General features: G+C 49.7%; 19 protein-coding genes and 1 other annotated feature. Of the genes, 16 read left to right on the forward strand and 3 right to left on the reverse strand.

Going from position 1 to position 22,043, the window contains the following annotated elements; translation table 11 throughout:
- The first annotated feature begins 325 nt into the window (after window positions 1–325).
- The 10 genes from pyrR to GSO_RS01830 all read left to right on the forward strand — a co-directional run bounded on the left by pyrR (window position 326) and on the right by GSO_RS01830 (window position 12,506).
- Window positions 326–874: a bifunctional pyr operon transcriptional regulator/uracil phosphoribosyltransferase PyrR gene (gene pyrR, locus GSO_RS01785; protein WP_010488286.1), complete on the forward strand. Its 549-nt coding sequence runs from the start codon at window positions 326–328 to the stop codon at window positions 872–874.
- Between the two features lie 3 nt (window positions 875–877).
- Entirely contained in the window at window positions 878–2,185 is a 1,308-nt protein-coding gene (locus GSO_RS01790; RefSeq protein WP_010488287.1) for a uracil-xanthine permease family protein, read from the forward strand.
- Window positions 2,172–3,113, forward strand: a complete 942-nt coding sequence (locus tag GSO_RS01795; RefSeq protein ID WP_010488289.1) for an aspartate carbamoyltransferase catalytic subunit — start codon at window positions 2,172–2,174, stop codon at window positions 3,111–3,113. Before GSO_RS01790 ends, GSO_RS01795 begins: the two co-directional genes overlap by 14 nt.
- Before the next feature lie 8 nt (window positions 3,114–3,121).
- The gene (gene pyrC, locus GSO_RS01800; RefSeq protein WP_010488291.1) at window positions 3,122–4,396 is read left to right on the forward strand and encodes a dihydroorotase; all 1,275 of its coding nucleotides are present in this window, start codon (window positions 3,122–3,124) and stop codon (window positions 4,394–4,396) included.
- Window positions 4,393–5,475, forward strand: a complete 1,083-nt coding sequence (locus GSO_RS01805) for a carbamoyl phosphate synthase small subunit (protein ID WP_010488293.1) — start codon at window positions 4,393–4,395, stop codon at window positions 5,473–5,475. The genes pyrC and GSO_RS01805 overlap by 4 nt, the downstream gene beginning before the upstream one ends.
- Before the next feature lie 2 nt (window positions 5,476–5,477).
- A complete protein-coding gene (gene carB, locus GSO_RS01810; RefSeq protein WP_010488294.1) occupies window positions 5,478–8,663 on the forward strand; it encodes a carbamoyl-phosphate synthase large subunit in 3,186 nt (1,061 codons plus the stop codon).
- Between the two features lie 52 nt (window positions 8,664–8,715).
- Complete coding sequence (locus GSO_RS01815; protein WP_010488295.1) at window positions 8,716–9,585, forward strand: dihydroorotate dehydrogenase; 870 nt, start codon at window positions 8,716–8,718, stop codon at window positions 9,583–9,585.
- Window positions 9,582–10,301 carry an orotidine-5'-phosphate decarboxylase gene (gene pyrF, locus GSO_RS01820; RefSeq protein ID WP_010488296.1) on the forward strand — a complete coding sequence of 240 codons (720 nt, stop codon included), beginning with the start codon at window positions 9,582–9,584 and terminating at the stop codon, window positions 10,299–10,301. Before GSO_RS01815 ends, pyrF begins: the two co-directional genes overlap by 4 nt.
- Complete coding sequence (gene pyrE, locus GSO_RS01825) at window positions 10,294–10,935, forward strand: orotate phosphoribosyltransferase (RefSeq protein ID WP_010488298.1); 642 nt, start codon at window positions 10,294–10,296, stop codon at window positions 10,933–10,935. Before pyrF ends, pyrE begins: the two co-directional genes overlap by 8 nt.
- Window positions 10,936–11,426: 491 nt before the next feature.
- Window positions 11,427–12,506, forward strand: coding sequence for a PTS sugar transporter subunit IIC (locus GSO_RS01830; RefSeq protein WP_044112458.1), 1,080 nt, complete (start codon window positions 11,427–11,429; stop codon window positions 12,504–12,506).
- Window positions 12,507–12,646: 140 nt separating this feature from the next.
- On the opposite strand, the gene GSO_RS01835 is transcribed toward GSO_RS01830, so the two are convergent.
- The 3 genes from GSO_RS01835 to GSO_RS01845 all read right to left on the reverse strand — a co-directional run bounded on the left by GSO_RS01835 (window position 12,647) and on the right by GSO_RS01845 (window position 15,080).
- Window positions 12,647–12,958: a MazG-like family protein gene (locus GSO_RS01835; RefSeq protein WP_010488301.1), complete on the reverse strand. Its 312-nt coding sequence runs from the start codon at window positions 12,956–12,958 to the stop codon at window positions 12,647–12,649.
- A gap of 13 nt (window positions 12,959–12,971) precedes the next feature.
- Entirely contained in the window at window positions 12,972–14,672 is a 1,701-nt protein-coding gene (locus GSO_RS01840) for an NFACT RNA binding domain-containing protein (RefSeq protein ID WP_010488303.1), read from the reverse strand.
- Window positions 14,673–14,807: 135 nt separating this feature from the next.
- Window positions 14,808–15,080, reverse strand: a complete 273-nt coding sequence (locus GSO_RS01845) for an AbrB/MazE/SpoVT family DNA-binding domain-containing protein (RefSeq protein WP_010488305.1) — start codon at window positions 15,078–15,080, stop codon at window positions 14,808–14,810.
- Between the two features lie 176 nt (window positions 15,081–15,256).
- On the opposite strand from GSO_RS01845, the gene GSO_RS01850 reads away from it, so the two are divergent.
- The 6 genes from GSO_RS01850 to hisD all read left to right on the forward strand — a co-directional run bounded on the left by GSO_RS01850 (window position 15,257) and on the right by hisD (window position 22,008).
- Window positions 15,257–16,123: a DegV family protein gene (locus GSO_RS01850; protein WP_010488307.1), complete on the forward strand. Its 867-nt coding sequence runs from the start codon at window positions 15,257–15,259 to the stop codon at window positions 16,121–16,123.
- Window positions 16,124–16,197: 74 nt separating this feature from the next.
- Window positions 16,198–16,758 carry an NUDIX hydrolase gene (locus tag GSO_RS01855; protein ID WP_010488313.1) on the forward strand — a complete coding sequence of 187 codons (561 nt, stop codon included), beginning with the start codon at window positions 16,198–16,200 and terminating at the stop codon, window positions 16,756–16,758.
- A 298-nt stretch (window positions 16,759–17,056) separates the two neighbouring features.
- A complete protein-coding gene (gene hisC, locus GSO_RS01860; RefSeq protein WP_010488316.1) occupies window positions 17,057–18,154 on the forward strand; it encodes a histidinol-phosphate transaminase in 1,098 nt (365 codons plus the stop codon).
- A gap of 141 nt (window positions 18,155–18,295) precedes the next feature.
- Window positions 18,296–18,550 (forward strand) — a binding site (T-box leader).
- A 401-nt stretch (window positions 18,551–18,951) separates the two neighbouring features.
- Complete coding sequence (locus GSO_RS01865; RefSeq protein WP_010488318.1) at window positions 18,952–20,100, forward strand: ATP phosphoribosyltransferase regulatory subunit; 1,149 nt, start codon at window positions 18,952–18,954, stop codon at window positions 20,098–20,100.
- Window positions 20,097–20,726, forward strand: a complete 630-nt coding sequence (gene hisG / locus GSO_RS01870) for an ATP phosphoribosyltransferase (RefSeq protein WP_010488319.1) — start codon at window positions 20,097–20,099, stop codon at window positions 20,724–20,726. Before GSO_RS01865 ends, hisG begins: the two co-directional genes overlap by 4 nt.
- 1 nt (window position 20,727) lies before the next feature.
- Window positions 20,728–22,008 (forward strand): histidinol dehydrogenase, encoded by a 1,281-nt coding sequence (gene hisD, locus GSO_RS01875; protein WP_010488320.1) that lies wholly within the window; start codon window positions 20,728–20,730, stop codon window positions 22,006–22,008.
- Window positions 22,009–22,043 lie beyond the last annotated feature (35 nt).

Raw genomic sequence — 22,043 nt, forward strand, 5'->3', positions numbered from 1 at the left:
AGCACCTTTAACTAAGTCCAGTGAGGCTTAGAAGGTCCCTTTCCGTTGCGGCGGATTATTCAGGCTACGGTCGCCTTCTATCCAAATTGGATGGGAGGCGCTTTTTGTTTGAGCGCGAACAGGAGCGCTTAGAAATCGGAGTGTAAGTGGCCTTGGGCGTGATGGCCCGATTTTGGCCATTGCGGCCAAGGTCCTTACACGGAGATTTCTGCGACTGTGAGCGCGTTATAGGACGCGAAAGCCCAAGCTCCTAATCGCCTCCAATAGAACAGCCCCACGCAAATCCCACACCAACCAGCATACATACAAGAAAGGATGGCACATCATGACACAGTCCAAACAGGTAGTCGACGAGGTAACGATGAAACGCGCATTGACTCGAATCAGTTATGAAATCATCGAACAAAACAAAGGCTTGAACGATCTCGTTCTTGTTGGCATTAAAACACGGGGGATTTATCTGGCCCACCGCATTGCCAAGCGACTTGAACAACTCGAAGGCCTGCAGGTACCGGTCGGCGAACTGGACATTCGCTTTTATCGCGATGATGTTCATAAAATCGATCACGAACATCAACCAGATGTCGAAGGTGCACAGCTGCCGGTTAATATCACTGGCAAGCACGTTATCCTGGTAGATGATGTTATTTTCACTGGCCGCACCATCCGCGCGGCGCTGGATGCCTTGATGGACGAAGGTCGCCCTCGCAAGATCAGTCTGGCTGTTCTAGTTGATCGCGGCCATCGCGAGTTACCGATTCGTCCGGATTTCGTCGGCAAGAATATTCCAACCTCCCTTGACGAACAGATTCAGGTACAGGTTGCGGAACTTGACGGCAAAGACGGCATCAGCATCGAGAAGATGGGGGACTAGTCAATGGCTTTTCACAACGATGAAGCGGTGCTGGACATCGGCGATAAGCCGAAGTTCGGTCAATGGGTGGGCTTATCCATCCAGCATCTTTTCGCCATGTTTGGGTCAACCGTGCTGGTACCGATTTTGGTCGGTTTGGATCCGAGTATTGCCTTATTCTCCAGCGGGGTCGGCACTTTAGTTTACATTTTGATCACCCGTGGCAAAATTCCGGCGTACATGGGATCAAGTTTTTCCTTTATTACCATCATGCAAGCGTTAATGAAAGGCGCCGGTTATCCCGCGATCGCACAAGGCACTGTTGCTGTCGGGGTTGTTTACCTGATCGTAGCCTTGATTGTGGCCCGCAGCGGGTCGGCTTGGATTGATCGTGCCTTACCGCCAATTGTCGTTGGGCCGATTGTCATGGTTATCGGGTTGTCATTGGCTGGTACTGCCGCGACTGACGCTACCATGCGAACGATTTCCGCGACCAAAAGCGTGTACGACCTGCGCTACTTCGCCGTTGCCATGATCACGTTGGCCTCGGTCATCATTTACAACATGTATCTCAAAAAATTCATTAGCTTGTTACCGATTCTGCTGGGGATTGTCACTGGCTATGTGGTAGCACTGTTGTTTGGCATCGTGGACCTGACTTCCGTTCAGCAAGCAGCCTGGTTTGACCTGCCGAAGTTCGAGCTGCCATTCATCAGCTACAAACCGCAACTTTACTGGGGTGCGATTCTCTCGATGGCACCCATTGCTTTTGTCACCATGACCGAACACATGGGCCACATCATGGTCCTTAATAAATTGACAAAACGCGACTTCTTTAAGGATCCGGGCCTGAATCATACTTTGGCAGGGGATGGCACGGCTTCCATTATCGCCGGTTTCGTCGGCGGCCCACCGGTGACCAGTTATGGTGAAAACATCGGCGTGCTCGCCATGACCAAAGTTCACAGTGTCTATGTGTTAGGCGGCGCTGGCATGTTTGCCATTCTGTTCGCCTTCATTGGTAAGTTGAGTGCCTTGATTCGCAGTATTCCAAGTCCAGTCATTGGCGGCATCAGCTTCCTGCTGTTCGGCGTCATCGCTTCCAATGGCTTACGGGTTTTAATTGACAACAAAGTCGACTTCGACAAAAAACGCAACCTGATGATTGCCTCGACCATTCTCGTGATCGGTATCGGCAATGCCAGTCTGCAATTCGCCGGGTATCAATTCTCTGGCCTTGCACTGGCAACCGTGATCGGAATCTTCCTGAACTTTGTTTTACCAGAACATGCCGCTAACGAAGAAGGGGCAGAAAAAAATGACCTTATCTAATCTCACTGATACACCATTTAAAGATTTTGTTTCCGCTGAACAAGTTGACGAAAAAAGCGCTTTGGCACTGATTAACCGCGCAGAAGATTTCAAAGCCGGCCAAACGGTTCATTTTCCGGAACCGATCTATGCCGCCAATTTATTCTTTGAAAATAGCACCCGCACGCACACCAGCTTTGAAATGGCCGAACGCAAACTGGGAATGACCGTTATTCCTTTTGATCCGGCCCATAGCTCGGTTTCTAAAGGTGAAACTCTGGAAGATACAATCAAAACGATCGGAGCCATCGGCGTCAACATCGCTGTCATGCGTCATTCTAAAGACGGCTATTACAAAGAACTCATGGGCGCCTGGCCGACAACCGCTATTGTTAATGCTGGCGATGGTGCCGGTCAGCACCCATCCCAAATGATGCTGGATTTAATGACCATTCACGAGGAATTTGGGCATTTTGATGGACTGAATATCGGGATTGTCGGTGATCTTAGCCACAGTCGGGTTGCGCGCAGTGACATGCAGATGCTTCACAAACTTGGGGCGACGTTACATTTTGCCGGCCCACAACAGTGGTATGATCCTAGCTTTGATCGATACGGCGACTTCATCAGCGTGCCAGACCTAGTCAAACAAGTCGACGTTCTGATGTTGCTACGGGTTCAGCTTGAGCGGTTTAATGCTGACAACCGCGAAGCATTTTCCAAAGAAAGCTATCATGCGAAATACGGCATCACGGATGCTCTAGCCAAAACGATGAAACCCAATGCCATTTTCATGCACCCGGCACCAGTCAACCGCGACGTTGAATTAGCCAGCGACTTGGTTGACGGTCCGCGCTCACGGATCTTCACCCAAATGCAAAATGGCGTCTTCATGCGGATGGCGATGCTTGAAGCGGTCATCAACGCCCGTCACTTCGGAGAGGAGTAACTTTACTTATGCTCATCAAAAATGCCCATATCATCAGCGATACCGAATACACGGCAGATATTCAGATCACCGACGACAAAATTACGGCGATCGGCCAGCAACTTGCTGCCCGCAGTGAAGAAACCGTCATTGATGCCACCGGTGCAACAGTCGTTCCGGGACTGATTGACGTCCATGTTCATTTTCGCGAACCCGGCTTTACTGCTAAAGAAACAATTAAAACCGGGGCTCAAGCAGCCGCACATGGCGGGTTTACGACGGTTGTTGCGATGAGCAATCTAAAACCTGTTCCTGACACAGTCGCCACCTTGACACCGGTATTGGCGAAAAACCATAGCGATGCCAAAATTACCGTCCGGCAGTTTGCTCCGATTACACATGATTTGCATTCCGATCAGATTGTTGACATGCCAGCTTTATTAGCAGCAGGGGCATTGGGCTTCTCCAACGACGGCGTTGGCGTTCAAGATGCCGATACCATGTATCAAGCCATGAAACAGGCCGCTAAACTGAAAGCACCGATTGTCGCCCATATCGAAGATGCCAGTCTCATGCACGGCGGCGTTATCAATGCCGGTCCGGTTGCCGAGAAGTTGAACTTACCTGGTATCATCAATCAGACTGAAAGCAGTCAGCTGGCACGCGATCTGGACTTGGCAGAAGCCACCGGTGTTCATTACCACGCCTGCCATGTTTCAACCCGTCAAAGCGTGGCCTTGATCCGCGAAGCCAAAAAACGCGGCATCCACGTCACCGCTGAAGTTTCGCCACATCACTTACTACTTGATGAAAATAATATCCCAGGCGATAACCCAATGTTCAAGATGAACCCGCCATTGCGTTCCCGCGCCGATCATCTGGCCTTACTTGAAGGCTTGCAAGACGGCACACTGGACATGATCGCCACCGATCACGCGCCGCATACAGCCGAAGAAAAATCCGGTTCCTTTAAAACCGCAGCATTCGGCATCGTCGGTTCCGAAACCGCCTTTCCACTGCTTTACACCAAACTGGTCAAATCAAAAATGTTCACGCTTAAGCAACTGATTGCCAAAATGAGCACGGTTCCAGCAAAGAAGTTTGGCCTACCAGGCGGCCATATCTCGGTAGGTGGTCCGGCTGATCTGACGATTCTCGATCTGGATACCACCTACACCATTGATCCTGCCGACTGGTTCTCCAAAGGCAAGAATTCACCGTTTATCGGCGAAAAGGTTCAGGGGCAGACGCTGTATACGATCAGTCGCGGGCAAATCGCCTATCAAAAGGGAGGACAAGCATGAAGCGCTATTTAATTCTTGAAGACGGCAGCGTTTTTCCTGGCGTCGGCTTTGGTGCGGAAACCGTCACAACCGGCGAAATTGTGTTTAATACCGGTATGAGCGGTTATCAGGAAACGATTACCGACCAAAGTTACAACGGCCAGATTATTACTTTCACGCAGCCGTTAATCGGCAATGTGGGGATCAACCGCGATGATTATGAAAGCATTGATCCCACCGCCAAAGGCATCGTGGTGCGGGAGGTAGCGCGGGTCACAGGCAACTGGCGCAGTCAGATGACACTCGATGAATTTCTTAAACGCAAACATATTCCGGGCATCAGCGGTGTTGACACCCGTGCTTTGACCAAGAAAATCCGGGAAGTTGGCGCCATGAAGGCCAGCATTGTGGATGCAGCCGATGAACATGCTTTCGATCAACTCAAAGCCTTGGTGCTTCCGAAGAATCAGGTGCAACAGGTTTCAACGCAGCAAGCCTATCCGGCACCTGGCACCGGCCGAAACGTCGTGGTCATTGATTTTGGCCTCAAACACAGCATTTTACGGGAATTAGCCAAGCGTCAATGCAACGTAACCGTGTTGCCAGCGACGACAACAGCTGCCACCATTCTTGAATTGGCACCGGATGGCGTGATGCTGACCAATGGCCCCGGTGATCCAAAAGATGTTCCGGAAGCGCTGGATATGATTCGCGGCATCGAAGGTAAAATTCCGTTATTCGGCATTTGCCTTGGCCACCAGTTGTTTGCCCTGGCCAATGGCGCCGACACTTTTAAGATGAAATACGGTCATCGCGGCTTTAACCATCCGGTCCGCGAGATTGCGACTGGGCGCATCGATTTTACCAGCCAAAACCACGGTTATGCCGTTGATCCGGACAGCATTGATCCGGACACCTTGTTAGTGACCCATGTTGAAATCAATGATGGTACGGTAGAAGGCTTGCGCCACCGGTTGTACCCGGCCTTCACGGTTCAGTTCCATCCGGATGCTGCTCCGGGTCCACATGACGCCGACCATCTTTTTGATGAATTTATGGAAATGATGGATGCATTTTCAGATCGTACGCAGAAAGGATAATCATGCCAAAACGTCAAGATATTCATAAAATCTTAGTGATCGGCTCAGGTCCGATTATCATCGGTCAGGCCGCAGAATTTGATTACTCAGGGACTCAGGCTTGCCTTGCCTTACGTGAAGAAGGCTATGAAGTTGTTTTGGTAAACTCCAATCCGGCCACCATCATGACCGACACGGAAATCGCGGATCGGGTTTATATCGAGCCATTGACGACCGTCGAATTCGTCAGTCAGATTCTGCGTAAAGAGTTGCCAGACGCCATTTTGCCGACAATCGGCGGACAAATCGGTCTGAACCTTGCCATGAAGTTAAGCAACACGGGCATCCTGGACGAGCTCGGCATCGAGTTGCTGGGAACCAAGCTCAGCGCGATCGATCAAGCCGAAGACCGCGAATTGTTCAAAAATCTGATGCAAAAACTCCACGAGCCGGTTCCGGAGTCCGCCATCGCCAACAACGTGGATGAAGCGCAGGAGTTTGCCGACAAAATCGGCTTTCCTGTCATCATTCGTCCGGCCTTCACCATGGGCGGTACAGGCGGCGGCATCGCCGATAATGAAAAAGAGCTTGCCGAAATTGCCGAAAACGGGTTGAACCTGAGCCCGGTCACCCAAGTGTTGATCGAGCGTTCCATCGCCGGCTATAAGGAAATCGAATTCGAAGTGATGCGCGATGCCTCCGATTCCGCCATTGTGGTCTGCAACATGGAAAACTTCGATCCAGTCGGTGTGCATACCGGCGATTCAATGGTCTTCGCGCCAACACAAACGCTCACGGATAAAGAAGTCCAGATGTTGCGTGACTCAGCTTTGAAGATCATTCGTGCGTTGAAGATTGAAGGCGGCTGCAATGTCCAGTTTGCCCTTGACCGCAACAGCTTTAAGTACTATGTCATTGAAGTCAATCCCCGGGTTTCCCGCTCCAGCGCGCTAGCTTCCAAGGCCACCGGTTATCCGATCGCCAAAATGGCCGCTAAAATTGCAGTCGGCTTGCATCTAGACGAAATCAAGAATCCGGTCACCAAGAAAACCTGGGCTGAATTCGAACCGGCCTTGGATTATGTGGTTACCAAATTACCGCGTTTCCCTTTCGATAAATTTGAAAACGGTGATCGCACCCTTGGCACACAGATGAAGGCTACTGGTGAAGTCATGGCGATCGGCCGAACACTTGAAGAAAGTCTGCTAAAAGCGGTACGCTCGCTTGAAGTCGGCCTCATTCATCCCCGTCGCCCGGCTTTTGCCAAGCTTAGCGACGATGAATTAAGCAAGCATATCATCCAAGCCAACGATGAACGCCTCTTTTATCTGGCTGAAGCATTTCGGCGGGATTATACCATTGATGAAGTTGCTGAATTGTCCAAAATGAACCCGTTTTTCCTCGACAAGATTAAACACATCGTCGAATTGGAACGAGCATTAGCTGCGCACAAGGCCGATTTACCATTGCTCGCCGAAGCAAAGCGTTATGGTTTTGCCGATGAAGAAATTGCCCAGCTTTGGGGCTTGCATGCGGATCAGATTAGGCAGATGCGCAAAGAACAGCACATTTTACCGGTTTACAAAATGGTCGATACCTGTGCCGGTGAATTTGCCAGTGATACCCCGTATTACTACAGCACTTATGAAAGCAGCACAGAAAGCTTCAAAAGCGATAAGCCAAGCGTCTTAGTCATCGGTTCCGGCCCGATTCGGATTGGCCAGGGGGTCGAATTCGACTATGCGACGGTTCACAGTGTTAAGGCCATTCAAAAAGCCGGCTATGAAGCGATCATCATGAACAGCAACCCAGAGACGGTTTCCACCGACTTTTCCATTGCGGATAAGCTGTATTTTGAACCGTTAACCCTTGAAGACGTTCTGAATGTCATCGATCTGGAACAACCAGAAGGCGTGATCGTGCAGTTTGGCGGCCAAACAGCGATTAATCTGGCGGAACCACTGGCCAAACGCGGGATTAAAATTCTTGGCACCTCCGTTGACGATCTTAACCGGGCGGAAGATCGGGATCTGTTTGATCAAGTCATCAAACAATTGAAGTTACCGCAACCAGAAGGCGGTACCGCAACCGATAAAGCCGGCGCACTGGCAGTTGCAGACAAGATCGGCTATCCGGTTTTGGTTCGGCCAAGTTACGTGTTAGGCGGTCGGGCGATGGAAATCGTGCATGATGCCGATGAATTAGCCAGTTACATTGACCGGGCAGTCTCGGTTTCCCACGATCATCCGGTTTTGATTGATCACTATCTGGTCGGCAAAGAATGTGAAGTTGATTGTATCTCCGATGGTGAAACGGTTGTTTTGCCGGGGATCATGGAACATATCGAACGCGCCGGCATTCACAGTGGCGACTCGATGGCCGTTTATCCGCCGCAAACCTTCAGTCAGGACATCATTGACCAGATTACCGATGCAACGATCAAACTTTCACGGGCTTTGAATTGCATCGGCTTGATGAACGTCCAATTCATCATTCATCAAGGCAAAGCGTATGTCATCGAAGTCAATCCGCGAGCCAGCCGCACCGTTCCTTTCTTGAGTAAAGTGACCAACGTCAAACTGGCACAAGTCGCAACCTTGGCAATTCTTGGATTGAGCCTGAAAGAGCAGGGCTTCAAAACGGGCCTACTGCCAAACCAGGCAGGGATCCACGTCAAAGCACCGGTGTTCAGCTTCTCCAAGTTGAATCACGTCGATAGCCTGTTAGGGCCGGAAATGAAGTCCACCGGTGAAGTCATGGGCAGTGATACAACTCTAGCCAAAGCTTTGTATAAAGCGTTCGAAGCAGCCGGTATGCATTTGCCGCAATTCGGTCGCGCTTTAATCACGGTTAAAGACGCTGATAAAACCGAGGCAACCGAATTGGCTAAACGATTCCGCGAAGTCGGTTACCAACTGGTCGCCACCAGCGGCACAGCCAAAGCATTTGAAAACGCCGGGATTACGGTTGAAACCATCGAGAAACTCGATAGCGGCAAAGAAACTATTTTGGAAGACATTGCCGACCGCAAGATTCAGCTGGTGATCAACACCATGACCGCCGACAAGAAGACCTCAAGTGATGGCTTCCGCATTCGGGAAACTGCTATCGAACATGGCGTACCATTGATGACCAGCCTCGATACTGCAGATGCCATTTTGAAGGTCTTGGAATCACGGGCATTCTCAATGACACCAATTAGAAGTTAAAGCCGACAACTGCTGGCAGCAGCAGCCGTTACAACAAAGGAGGCAGCGTCACATGATTGAATTACCCGGCTTTACGATGAAGAATCCGTTCATGCCCGCCAGCGGGACATTTGGTTTTGGCGAACAATACGCCAAACAGTATGACTTAAATCAGCTAGGGGCATTGGTGACCAAATCAACCACCTTATTGCCGCGGGTTGGCAATAAAGGCGAGATTTTTGCGGATGGTCCGAGCAGTACGCTCAATGCCGTGGGGTTAAAGAATCCGGGATCCGAGGTAGTTTTACACGAAAAGTTACCTTGGTTGGCAAAGAACTATCCTGATTTGCCAATCATCGCAAGTATTGCCGGTGCTGATGTTGCCGAATATGCAGCGGTTGCCAAAAAGTTGAGCGCGGCCCCAAATGTCAAAGCTCTGGAAGTTAACATTTCCTGCCCAAATGTGAAACAAGGCGGCATGGCGTTTGGTACGGATCCGGCGGTAGCTGCTGCGGTCACACGCGCTGTAAAAGAAGCCAGTTCGGTCCCGATTTTTGTTAAACTCACGCCTAATGTCACTGACATCACCGTAATTGCTAAAGCAGTCGAAGCCGCTGGTGCAGATGGCATCTCCTTGATTAACACGCTGGTAGGCATGCGCTTGGACGTTCACACTGGCCAACCAGTTTTAGATAATGTAACCGGCGGCGTGTCCGGGCCGGCAATCTTCCCGATAGCACTGCATCTGGTTTATCAGGTTGCCCACACTGTTCATGTTCCGATTATCGGCATGGGCGGGGTCAGCTCAGGCCATGATGCTGCCGAGATGTTAGCCGCGGGTGCCCAGGCAGTCGCAATCGGATCGGCCAATTACTACGAAGAAAAGGCAATTCCCAAAATTGCCGCAGCATTTGCACGCATTCAGGAAGGACAGGCGGTATGACACCTATCATTGCACTCGATTTTAAAGATCAGGCGACCACGCTTGATTTTTTAGCGCGTTTTCCCAAAGATGAACGACTTTTCGTCAAAATCGGGATGGAGCTTTTCTATGCCGAAGGACCGGCGATTATCACCGCCATTCAGGCAGCGCACCCGGTTGATATTTTCCTCGACCTTAAATTGCATGATATTCCGAACACGGTTGAAAAAGCCGCTTGGCAATTAGGCAAATTAGGTGTGGCGCTGACAACTGTCCACGCAGCCGGCGGTAAGGAAATGATGCTGGCAGCCAAACGCGGCTTGCTGGCAGGTGCCAAAGCCGCGAATCATCCGGCGCCTAAAATGCTTGCCATTACCCACCTGACTTCAACCGATCAAACCATGTTGGAAAACCAATTGTCCATCGATGTGCCACTTAATCAAGCGGTTCAACACTTGGCAGCCATCGCGCAGGCCAGTGATGCAGACGGCGTTGTTGCCAGTGCCTTGGAAACGCCATTGATCCGCAGTGTGACTAAACCCGAGTTTCTCGTCGTCACACCGGGCATCCGGCCACACGGTGCGGCAATCGGCGACCAAAAAAGGGTGGTAACACCAGGGCGGGCCAAACGGTTAGGCAGTTCAGCCATTGTTGTCGGCCGCCCGATCACACAGGCACCTGATCCAGTTGAAGCCTATCAATCGATTAAGAAAGCGTGGGAAACAGCACATGACTAAACTAGAAAATCAAATTGCCAGCGATTTACTCCGCATCAAAGCCGTCACATTACGTCCCGAAGCACCGTTTACCTGGGCAAGTGGGTTAAAAAGTCCGATTTACACCGATAATCGTCTCACCATCGGTTATCCTGACGTCCGCAGTAAAATTGCGGCTGGCCTGGCCCAGGAAATCGTGGCTCATTACCCGGACGTGACGGCCATCGGTGGGGTGGCCACCGCCGGCATTCCGCATGCAGCCTTAGTCGCCAATCTGCTCAACTTGCCACTGGTTTACATTCGGAGTAAGCCTAAAGACCACGGGCAGGGGAGACAAATCGAAGGGCACCTGCCTGAAGACGCCAAACTGGTCGTCATTGATGACCTGCTATCAACAGGTGGTTCCGTGCTCAGTGCCGTGGCCGCAGCACAAAAAGACGGCGTCAACGTTTTAGGTGTCGCAGCAATCTTCAGTTACCAGCTGGCAGCAGTGACCGCTAACTTCGCCAAGGCGGATTTGCCATTCTTCACGCTGACGAATTATACGGCGCTCATTCAAACAGCTGAAGCCCAAGGCGCCATTACGACTCAGCAGCTAAGTTCCTTGCACCAATGGCGTGAGGATCCCGCCAAGTGGGGCGATCGGTTCCAATAATCGCTGGGCCGTCGAGCATATTCATCAAAATTAATCGGAAAGACCCTGTCAGCAATGTTGAAAATTGACACTGCTGACAGGGTCTTTATTTAGCGTGATTGTAAATGATTGAGCATAGAGACTGTTTCATGTTAAGAGTGATGAGCGTCAACAACGATCATTGAATCACAATCGAAGCTGAAGATACTTAGTAGAGGTTAAATACACCCTCAAAAATTGCATCAACAAGTGAAACTTTCTTGTTTTAAAGTTCACATATCGGCGGCAAAAGAAGTTGATTTCGCGATTGCATTTACCGTTATGAACATTGCAATGTCCACTGATGTATAACAGAAAAATTCCGTTAATTAATTTTAATCTAATGCTAGACTTATCTGGACATCTTCTGTTAATATTCTCATTACATTCTTATTAAGGGGGAAAATTCAATGGCCGGAGATTCAACAACAAAAGGAATGCCAGCTGCAGCCGAAACACTTGCAGACGCACCGATGCAAGGAGAGACGAGATCTACACCTCAAGCGACAACTGCCCAGGCAGCCAGTATGACGGTGGCGGCTTTTATCAATAAGGTTTTATCAGGAACAGCGTTGGGGGTCATTATTGGATTGATTCCAAATGCGGTTTTGTCCGGTATTCTCAAGTATTTTGGAACGAACACATTCGCAGTAACCTTGACGCAAGTCGCAGCCATTTTTCAAATTGCCACCCCCTTAATTATTGGCGGCTTAATCGCGCTGCAATTTGAACTGAAGCCTTTGCAGATGATGGTAACGGCAGGGGCAGCGTTTGTTGGCTCAGGCGTCGTGAAATTCAACCCGGCCACGAAAGCCTATGTTGGTGCCGGGACCGGCGATTTGATCAATACCATGATTACGGCATCAATCGCCGTCCTAGTCTTGCTATGGGTTAAAGATCGGTTTGGTTCAACCGCGGTCATTGCCATACCAATTCTAGTCGGATGTGGTGTTGCCTATATTGGGGTACTGTTGCTGCCATTCATTGCTGCTTTCACAACGGCGATCGGCGATGTTATCAATAGCTTCACCACCTTGCAACCGATTCTGATGGCTGTTCTGATCTGTTGCTCTTTTGCGATTCTAATTGTCAGTCCAATTTCAACCGTTGCTATCGGGCTGGCGATTCAACTTCACGGCGTTTCGGCAGGCGCGTCGGCGATGGGTGTTGCCGCTACAACCTTGGCACTGGTGGTTTATTCCTGGAAGGTCAACAAATCTGGCGTCACGATTGCCATTGCACTAGGCGGGATGAAAATCATGATGCCCAATCTGTTTAAGCATCCGATTATCCTATTGCCATGTTTGTTCACGGCGATCATCTCCGCAATTCCGGTCGCGTTATTGTCAATCAGCGGGACGCCACAGTCGGCCGGCTTCGGGATTGTTGGCATGGTCGGCCCGCTTGCCGCTATGGATGCGGGGTTGGCGATTCCGCTGGTCTTACTCTGCTGGATCGTCATTCCAGTAGCGGCAGCATTGCTCAGCAAAGTGTTATTTGAAAAGATGCTAAAATTGTTCGACAGCCGAATCGTTTTCAAATTTTTGGGTTAGTAAAAACGCACCCTAAAAAATATCCAAAAATAGTAACCAAAAAATGACCAAACATCCCCAATCGAAAACGGGTATGTTCGGTCATTTTTTATTGGCCGTGGAACATGATCGCGCAGTCTCAATCTTACCTAGACACTGCTTCATTCAAGATGCTTATGGCCTTGAGCGTCGTAAACACGATGGTCGTTGATGGCAACTTTGGCGTTTACCGCTTCAGCCAGATCAATCCCTTTAATTTCGGCAATGCCTAGCAGATAAATGGTGACGTCAGCCAGTTCTTCGGCGATGTTGTCTTGGTCGCGCTTAAGCAGTGCTGTGGTTAGTTCAGCCATTTCATGGTAGGCAAGCAACATTTCAAAATTGGTGTCGGTCGTGTTCCAGCCATGTTTAACTTTGTTAGCAATAATGTGCTTTTGAATCGGACGACTAATTTGCGCAGATGTGTTGGTCATTTAAAATCCCTTTCTATTTTGTCGGCGGGGTGCGCAGTTTGTCGACTAATTCAGCATCTGGCGTAACACTCACCGTTCTTTGCCCTTCGTAAACAACAAAGCCGGGTTTGGCGCCATTGGGTTTACGAATTTTCTTCACTTCAATCCAATCAACGGGAACATTGGCACTTTCCCGAGCTTTAGAAAAATATGCCGCTAATTTAGCCGCTTCTAGCAGTGTTTTCTCACTGGGCTTACTGCTGTCGATAATGACGTGCGAGCCGGGAATATCTTTGACATGCAGCCAAATATCGGTTTTCTTGGCGGTATGCAAGGTCAGTTGATCATTCTGTAAATTGTTCTTGCCCACCCAGATTTTAGTCCCATCACTGGCATAAAATTGATCCGGCTTGGAAACTTTCTGGCGTTTGTTACCTTTCTTCTGCTTCTGTTTCCGTAAATAACCTTGCTGCTGCAGCTCAAGGCGAATATCGGCTAAATCTTTGGGGCTGGCCACATTAATTTGGGCCATAATGCCTTCCAGATAATCGAGTTCTTCCTGATTTTCCTGCATCTGTTGATTCACATGCGCGACCGCATTGCGTAACTTCGTGTATTTGGCAAAATATTTCTGGGCATTACGGGATGGCGTGAGCTGATTCGAGAGTGTAATCTTAATCGGTTGATTATCCGCATAAAAATTCGGTAGTTCAATGCTGGTCATGCCCCGTTGCACCTGACTCAGATACGTCGTCAGAATTTCGCCACGAATGCGGTAATCATCGGCCTTCTCCGTTTCCTCCAGCGTTCGTTTCAATTTACGCTGTTTTTTACGGTCTTTGTCGATGACATTTTTAATCACATGAATCAAGTTGCCGCCTTGTTGCAAGACGCGATCGTGCTCGGCTTTTTGTTCATAATAAGCATCAAGCATCGTGCTCAAGGTCGGGTAGTGCTGCTGATCACCTGACAGCGACTGATAGGGGATGGCAGTAAAAACCGCTTTTTTGCCTTGTATTGTGATGGTTGGCGCCGGCGTTGCCAGTTCCTTGAAAAAGCCATCCCATCCATTATCGCCTTGATTAAGACGCAAAGCTAGTTCCGCAGCGGAATCCTTGGCTAGTCCTTGATAATGTTGCTGAAGTAAGGAAGCACGACTCTGCGTTGGCGTCACTTGACGCTCTAATTCGTGATAAAGTCGATCAGGATCATCAAACGGATTGATTTTGTCCTGCTTTGGCGGCTCCACATACGGCGCACCCGGCATCAACGGGCGGTACCGATTCTGGTCGGCCGAGACATGACGAATCAAATCAATGATTTTCCCGGTTCGCTTGCTAACCAAAAAAATATTACTGTGTCGACCCATCATCTCGATAATTAGCCGCAATCCCAGTTCATCACCAAGTTCATCGCGCGTCGAGAATTCAAAATGCAGCACCCGATCGTTTTGCACCTGATGAACTGCCGTTAATGTTGCGGCGTTAAAATACTTTCGCAGTGTCATGGTAAAGGTAGCGGGAACATCGGGATTCGTAAAAGGAATATGGATAATTTGTACCCGCGCGTACTGCGGATTGGCCGACAGCAGCAGGGGATGATTTTTACGTCCAGCTCGAATGGTAATCACGACTTCGTTTTCATAAGGCTGTTGAATTTTTGCAACACGGCCTCCGCTTAAGATTCCGTTAAGCTCTTGGGCCATGGCATGAGTAAAGATTCCATCAAAAGACATGTTAATCCGCTCGCTTTCCAATTGTCCCAATCATTTTACCGGTTTTAAGGCGTTTATGGAAGAGCGAGAGATTTGCGGCCTTCAGTAGGATCAAGATTGAGGAAAATGACGGCGCTCTAGTGAAACCTTCTATTTTCAGTCATCGATCAACTCTGCCCCAACATCTTTCCCCCAATCAGGCTCAGGTGTGTCGATACTACCGTGGGCCGCATCCTGTTCGCGAATGATCGACCATAGATCCGACTTTTGTTCTTTATCGATCATAACTTGTCCATGATCAGTCAGCTGAAAAACAAGCTTATCATGATCGGTCAATCCCAGTTTTTCACGAACGACCTTGGGAATGGTGATCTGGTGCTTACTGGTCATTTTGGCCACTGCCAATGTGGTATGCTTTGAAGTCACCATTGCAAGGTCCTCCTTAGAATTGTCTATGCTCAAAATATAGCATAGTTAGTGTTGAAAGGTAGTATCTGGAGAACGGTCCGTCAAATTTAGATAACACGCTTCTCGGGTGTTTCTGCTTGATCCTGGCATTTTATGGTATGATGTAGACAATCATTTTTGAAAAAGTAGGTGCCTCTATGAAAACTGCTATCGTGACGGATAGTACCTGTTATCTGCCGCAAACCGAAATCGACAAACATCACATTACCGTGGTGCCGATTCCGGTCATTCTTGACGGCGCAGTCTATGACGAAGGTAAGGATATTACCACAGAAGAATTCTACGCCAAACTAAAAACCGCAAAAACGTTTCCTAGCACCACGCAACCGCCATTGGGTGAGATACTGAAGCTTTACGAAAATCTTGCCAATGAAGGCTACGACACCATTATTAGTATTCATCTTGCCAGCACGATTTCCGGCTTTGTCAATACCTTAAAAGGTGCCGTTGATGAAGTTCATGGCGCTAAAGTTTATGTTTACGATTCCCAAATTACCGTTATCCTAATGGGCTGGTTGGTTCTGGCCGCAGCGCAAATGGCTGAGGCCGGTAAGGATCCGGAAGCCATTTTGGCCCGGCTGGATGATCTGCGTAGCACCATGGGCGAATACTTCATTGTCAACGACTTGCAGAACCTCGTCCGGGGCGGTCGGCTAAGCAACGCTTCGGCCTTCATCGGCGGTATGCTGAAAATTAAGCCATTATTAACTTTCGACGATCAGTCCCATAAAATCGTCGCTATCGAAAAAATCCGCTCCATCAAAAAAGCTTACGCACGGGTTGAGACATTGTTCCAGGAAGAACTTGAACGAGTCGATTATCCGATTCGCGCTGTGGTGATTCACGCGAACGATCCTGAAGAGGCACAGCGTTGGTTGACGGATCTCCAACAAAAGTTCCCAACTGTGCCATTTGAGCTTTCCTATTTCGGCCCGGTTGTCGGAACACACTTAGGCGAAAAAGCCATTGCATTAGCGTGGATGAAGGATTTCACCAAAGCATAAGTAAAGTCGCGTCCAGGCGCGGCTTTTTTGATTTGAGCGTGAGCAGGAGCGCGTTATTGAAAGGAGATTTCAGCATGTTTTTTGACCAACCCTTAGCAAAGGGGAAAATTTTAAGTGAAACGCCGCATTATCATGGTCCGATTTTCGATGTCGTCACGCAAAAAATCAAAACGCCTGATGGTCTAACCGTTGAACGCGATTTGATTCGCCATGCCAATGCCGTCGCTATGTTGGCGCTGACAAACGATGGGCGAGTGTTGGTCAATCGGGAATATCGGGTAGCAACGAACAGCGAAGTTTTCGGATTGCCTGCCGGATTAATCGATCCCGGTGAGGATTGGCAAACGGCAGCAAGCAGGGAACTGCACGAGGAAACCGGTTATCTGACCCATGATTTGCAGTGGCTGACCGCGGTCCGTTCCAGCGAAGGGATGACCGATGAAACAGTCAATCTTGTGCTGGCCAAAATTGACTTAGCCGCCAAAACGTCGCAAGATTTCGATAAGGACGAATTCGTCACCAGCCGTTTAGTGCCGTTTTCTGAGCTGGTTGAAGGCGTCAAAGCAGGTAAAATCAACTCGGCTCAAACCGTTGCGGCAGTGACTTACTATTTAGCCTTTGTTGCCAATAGCTGAAGTTCGCTGATCCATGACACCAAACAGGCACTAAAGGACTGAATTCCGTCTTTTAGTGCCTGTTTGTGCGGGCAAAAGTCGATGGCGTAAGACTGTTGGCAACGAACTTCGTCTGGCATAAATGATGTAAAAGGCTCCAACATCTTTTATATTTAGCACAATTGAATAACGTTTGAAACTTTCAAGCGAGAAAAGCCAGGTTAGGCTCTGTTACATTTATGAATATTTATGCATTTTATATTTACATTGCACCCAAATGCGGGTAAACTCTAAAGCAATTAAGAAAGCAGGTGGCGTGATGTTGCGCAAAAGTATCGCCGGGTTGCCGGATTACGTATCGGACAGCACCCCGGAAAGAATCGCCAAGGCGGCAGGTTTGGCAAAACTGACGCGTTTATCTTTTAATGAAAATCCAGTCGGCACTTCTCCTAAAGTGCAGGAGGCCATTGCCAACTGGACTTTTTCACAAGCCCGCAGTTACCCTGATCCGGATGCCATGCCGCTGCGAAATGCCGTTGCTGAGCGGCTGCAGGTGCCTGCTGATCAACTGCTTTTTTCAAGTGGCTTGGACGAAATGATTGCTTTAATTTGCCGGACCTTCCTGGACGTTGGCGACGAGAGCCTCCAACCATGGCCGACTTATCCGGAATATCAGTTGCAAGCAGCAATTGCCGGTGCCGTGACGGTCAATGCGCCGGTCGACGATGCCACAGGACGCATTGATCTTCAAGCCTTGCTAACCGGCATCACGGCAAAAACCAAAGTCATTTGGTTATGCAATCCAAACAATCCCACCGGAACCTACTTGCAGGTCAGTGAAATTGCTGAATTCATGGCGCAAGTACCGGCGAAAATCCTGGTTGTGGTGGATGAAGCCTATATTGACTTTGTTGATCAGGTCCCCAATCCTTCAGTCTTGTCGCTGATCACAAAGTTCGCCAATTTATTGGTAATGCGCACCTTTTCCAAGCTTTACGGGCTCGCCAATTTCCGCGTCGGCTTTAGCATCGTCCCTAAGGCGCTTATCCCAAAAATGCAAAACGTGCGCTTGCCTTATAACATTAGCGGTCTCAGCCAAACGGCCGCTTTGGCAGCATGGAAAGATGTTGCCTTCACGCAAAAAGTTAAACGCCAACTTTTTGCGGCGCGCCAGCAATGGACAGCATTCTTCGATCACCATCACATCCGGCATTACGCCACCCAGACCAACTTTATGCTGTACCAAGTGGCGCAACCACAAGCATTAGGCGCTTTCTTAAAGCAACATGGCTATCTGGTGCGCGATAGTATGGTTCCCGGATGGATTCGTCAAAGCTTTGGAACCCCAGAACAGGATGCAGAAGTGCAGGGGTTGTTGCTCGATTTTCTGAAGACGACATCTCCGCTGGCAAAATGATCATTTTGAATATCGCAATCTCGTTCTTGCATCTAAATTAAAAAACAAACGGTTGGCAATCGGCGGAACCTAATGCAGTTATTTTAAAAAAGTGGTTGACATTTTTCTAAAGGTCGTTATGATTAGAGTCACATTAACAAACATGAAGTTGTGATTAGACCAAGTAAGCTACCACCGATCCCAAGAGAGCGCCCATTGCTGAGAAGGCGCGATCGACCAGCCGAACACACATCTAAGAACTTGATGGCTGAACCAAGTAGGCTGTCACGCACCCGTTGCGTTATCACCGCTACCAGCCACAGTTCGCGCAAGCCGACGTGCGGCTGGTAGGTGAGGTTTGGGTCGTGAGATCCAAACAAAATTGAGGTGGTACCGCGATCACTAATCGCCCTCGAAAACGTAAAAACGTTTTCGGGGGCTTTTTTTTGAGCGCGAGCCGGCGCGCTTAGGGGTCGGAGTGTAAGCGGCCTCAGGCGTGATGGCCCGAACTTAGGCCATTGCGACTGGGGTCCTTACACGCAGACCCCTGCGCCGGGGAGCGCGTTATAGAAAGCTGAGCGTGAGCCAGCCCGGTTAGAAACCGGAGTGTAAGCGGCCTTGGGCGTGATGGCCCGGGTTTAGGCCATTGCGACCAAGGTCCTTACACGCAGGTTTCTGGGCTGGTGAACGCGTTATGGTGTGAGCGTGAGCCGGCGCGCTATAGAAAGCAAAAATTCAGCCAGACTAATCACCAGCCAACAGACCACCACCAACAACTTCACACCAGAAAAACCCGCATCACCGAAAGGAGCACCGTTATGTCAAATCGCCATTTACCTGTTGGTACCCGCGACGAATTCGGGCCGCGCGCTATCCGTAAAGAAAACCTAATTCAAATCATGAGCCGCCATTTGATCGATGCCGGATTCGATCGGGTCAAAACGCCCTTGTTGGAATATCGCGATGTTTTCCAGCCGCTGACCGTCACGGGTGAACAACCTTATCAGATGCTCGATGACGCAGGGGAGACAGTTGTGATGCGACCGGATTTGACGTTGCCGTTGGCGCGCTTATTGAGCACTACCAATATTCAGCCGCCGGTTCACTGGTGGTATGTCGGTGATATTTTCCGCGTTAGAAAAAGTCTGAGCGGTACTTACAATCAAATTACCCAAGCAGGCATTGAGTTGATCGGTTACGCGTCTTTGAAAGCCGAATGGGCGTGTTTAAGCGAAGCCATCCGCATTTGTGATGACTTGCAGGTTGCCGATTTAACGCTGGAGCTTTCCGATGCGCGCTTTGTTCCGCAAATTCTGCAGGCTTTAGCGCTGGATCCCGAGACCAAGCAGGCACTGCAGAAAGCCTTTTTTACGAAGAATCTTAGTGCCTACGAACGACTGATCGAACCACTTGCCGACAATGCGCTATACCCATTCTTAAAACAGTGGCCTTGGTTATTCGGCCCGGCTGCCAATGTTTTCGAACAATTAAGGCAATTATTGCCACCGGCATTTGTAAGCGATCAGGTAGCACGTCTTCAAGCGACCGTCGATTTCTTAAAGGAGCAGTTTCCGAACCTTAACGTCACACTGGATTTAACCAGTCAGCCACCGCAATCGTATTATACCGGCATTTTCTTCCACGCTTACGTCCCTAATCGGCGCGAATATCTGTTTAGCGGCGGGCGCTACGACCGGCTCATGGCCAGCTTTCAACGCGATCTGCTGCCGGCAGTCGGATTGGCATTTGATGTTGATGCCTTAACGGACACCGTTCAGGAACCGACCGCATCGCCGCAGACCTTTGTCTATGGCTTACCTTCCCAGTGGCAGGAAGCAGCAGCGGTTGTCGCCACAACGCCCAATGCCCGGCTTTGCCTCGTTGATTCGCTTGCTGAAGCCCGAGCATTGGCACAAAGCCGCCATGCCCACTTAATTGATCTTTCCCCTAAGGAGGCCACGTTATGACCCTAACCATTGCATTGGCAAAAGGCAGGACAACTGCACAGGTGCTGCCGCTACTCAGCGCTGCCGGTATTGACTGTACGGCACTTCAGGAAAAAAGCAGGCGCTTACTCTTTACCGATGACCCCGATTTTCACTTTGTCCTTGTCAAAGCGCCTGATGTCTTGACTTACCTAAACCGCGGCACCGTTGATATTGGCATCGTCGGTTCAGATATTCTCGAGGAACAAGGCCACCAGCAATTTGACCTGTTGGATCTTAGAACCGGCCGTTGCCGCTTCATCCTCGCATCGACCCCTGATTTTGACCCACATCAGACAAGTCGCAAACGAATCGCCACCAAATATCCGCACATTGCGCAGCGCTATTTTCAAACACAAGGTGAAGAAGTTGAGATGATTAAAATCGAAGGCTCAGTTGAACTAGCACCGCTGACCGGCATGGCTGATGCAATTGTCGACATCACGGAAACCGGGACGACTTTACGGGAAAATCATCTAAAAGTCTTTGCTACACTGACGCCAGTATCCACCCATCTTGTGGTGAATCGGCTGGCGCTCAAGCAAAAGAAAACTGCCATTTATCAACTTATCCAGGCACTGAAACGGGTTCGTCCCCAGGAGGTTTAACATGAAAATTCTTACCGGCACTTTAACCCAGCTTCAACAACAAGTCGCCGCCCGTGAACAAAACCTAACGCAAAACACGGTGGTTCAAACAACCGTACAGGAAATTCTGGCAACGGTGAAAGCACAAGGAGACACTGCTTTACGCAACTACAGCGAGCAGCTTGATCACGTCTCAATCGACGACCTGCGCGTTCCACAAGCCACAATTGATGCTGCCTTAGCAAACTTATCACCTGAATTATTAGCAGCACTTAACTTGGCCAAGACCAACATCACAAGTTACCACCAGTTAGAAACCAGCCACGGTTTCATCGATAGTCCATCCCCGGGCATCATTCGCGGCCAAAAAGTGACGCCGCTTGATGCGGTTGGTTTGTATGTTCCCGGAGGCACTGCTGCTTATCCGTCAACGATTCTTATGACGGCGATCCCGGCCAAACTTGCGGGCGTCAAGAAAATCGTCATGGTGACACCACCGCAAAAAGCGGGGCTTAATCCGGTGATTTTGGCCGCTGCCAAATTAGCTGGCATTGACGAAATATACCAGGTCGGCGGCGCCCAGGCGATCGGTGCCTTGGCTTTTGGTACCGAGACCATCCCGCGCGTTGACAAAATAATGGGCCCGGGGAATCAATACGTTGCAGAGGCCAAGAAACAGGTCTTCGGAGCCGTTGCCATTGATATGATTGCCGGTCCATCGGAAATCGGAATTATCGCCGACGATTCGGCCGATCCTGTCCGAGTAGCCGCCGACCTATTATCGCAAGCAGAACATGATCCCAACGCCCGGGCAATGCTCGTTACAACTAGTGAAAAGTTGGCTCAGGCCGTCAGTGATCAAGTCGATGTTCAATTAGCAACGTTGCCGCGGGCGGCCATTGCCCGCACTGCAATCAGGAATCAGGGCTTTATTGCTGTTGTTAACGACACGGATGCCGCATTTACCCTCATGAACACGATTGCGCCGGAACACTTGGAGATCCAATTGCCGGATCCGATAACCTACTTAAATCAAATCCACCACGCCGGCTCGGTATTCCTTGGCGAAAATGCTGCAGAACCGGTAGGCGATTATGTAGCCGGCCCGAACCATGTCTTGCCGACTGCCGGATCGGCGCGATTTTTCTCACCCTTAGGCGTTTATGATTTTGTGAAACGAACCCAATTTATTCAATACAGTTCCGAAGCGCTAGCGCAGCAAGCCAATGCGATTGTCACGTTGGCGCGAACCGAAGGGCTGGACGGTCACGCCGAGGCGATTTTGAAACGAACAACCCGATAAACGTTTGCCAACGTATCACTGAGCGACAAGGAGGT

This window comes from Lacticaseibacillus zeae DSM 20178 = KCTC 3804, from assembly GCF_000260435.1.
Classification (GTDB): domain Bacteria; phylum Bacillota; class Bacilli; order Lactobacillales; family Lactobacillaceae; genus Lacticaseibacillus; species Lacticaseibacillus zeae.